Origin of the sequence: Campylobacter concisus (assembly GCF_902460415.1) — a bacterium.
Classification (GTDB): domain Bacteria; phylum Campylobacterota; class Campylobacteria; order Campylobacterales; family Campylobacteraceae; genus Campylobacter_A; species Campylobacter_A concisus_Y.
In genome coordinates, this window is the sequence record NZ_CABPTY010000016.1 from 1 (window position 1) to 1,153 (window position 1,153).

Annotated in this window: 2 protein-coding genes and 1 pseudogene; all 3 read right to left on the minus strand. The window is 41.4% G+C overall.

The features are described 5' to 3' along the window. Nucleotides 1-769: ATPase, T2SS/T4P/T4SS family (locus FZ940_RS09375; protein ID WP_148822344.1), on the minus strand; the 769-nt coding region annotated here is incomplete at its 3' end. A gap of 1 nt (nt 770) precedes the next feature. Then, nucleotides 771-983 carry a hypothetical protein gene (locus FZ940_RS09380; RefSeq protein WP_148822345.1) on the minus strand — a complete coding sequence of 71 codons (213 nt, stop codon included), beginning with the start codon at nt 981-983 and terminating at the stop codon, nt 771-773. Nucleotides 984-994: 11 nt separating this feature from the next. Beyond that, a pseudogene (locus FZ940_RS09850) lies at nt 995-1,153 on the minus strand (DNA type IV secretion system protein ComB10); the annotation flags it as partial.

Below are 1,153 nucleotides of genomic sequence, written 5' to 3' on the forward strand. Positions count from 1 at the left end.
CCTTTATGGCGTCTTTGGGATTATTTGCGTGCAAGGTACTTAAATTTCCGGCATGCCCGGTATTGTTTACCCTTAAAAACGAAAAGGTATTGCGGATGTCTATCTCGCCTAAAAATAGCCTATCGGGTCGTAAGCGCATCGCATTATCGATCGCTACCTGATAGCTGTAAATTTCGGTGGCGATTTTGGGTACGGCCAGCTGCGTTTTATTTACGTTTTCTACCCTAAGCTCTTGGCTGTCCTCTATGGTGACTACTCGCTCGCCCGGGTCTATTTCTCCCATTAACGAGTTTAAAAAGCTGGTCTTCCCGCTTCCCGTTCCGCCGCTTAAAAGTACGTTTTTCTTATCCCGGATCAGCTCTTTGATTTTTTCATAAGTCCAGCCCTCGTTTATCACGTTTTGACTTAAGGTAAAACTTTCTAATTTAAAGGCCTCTTTGCTGGGTATCCTTATACAAATTGCGATATCGCTATTAAACAGACTTGATTTATGCTGCGCTTGGACTCGGTAACGTAAAAACGGATCGGGCAGTTCGCATGAAAGGTGGCAATGCGTTTCATCGAAGCGCTGATTTCTTCTAGTGGCCAGCTCGATCAAAAAATTATTTAGAAATTTTATATCTAGCTTTGGGTCTTGCACTATTTCCCAGTGGTCGCCGTAGTCTATGTTTATTTCGCACGGCCGATTAAATATTAGTTCGTTTGCCCGCAGGGTCAAATACGGCTTTAAAACGCCTAAAATATTATTTAAAATTATGCTTTCACTCATTTTACTCTTCTTGGCTTGCTTCTGTTGTGCTCGTGCTTACCAAATCGTTTTTTTCTTGCACTAGCTTTTCTTGCTTCTGCCTTTCTTTTGCAGCGTTTGCCTCAGCCTTTTCGGTAATTTTTAGCTGATTTGCTATGCGTTTTAGTAGTCTATCGTTTGCTTTTTTATTTTGTAGCTCAGTCTTAACTTGGCTTTTGATTTGCTCGTATTGCATCGGCTTTCCCTTTAATCGTTAAAATATTGCATCATCACTTCGCCGTTTTTTGGTTTTGCAAACCACATATGATTTGTAGGCACTAAAAATATACGGCTTCCGCTTTTGATTTCTATGGTTGGCTTGATTTGGCTTTGCTGCTGGATTATGTCTTGCACTACGCTGCTTAC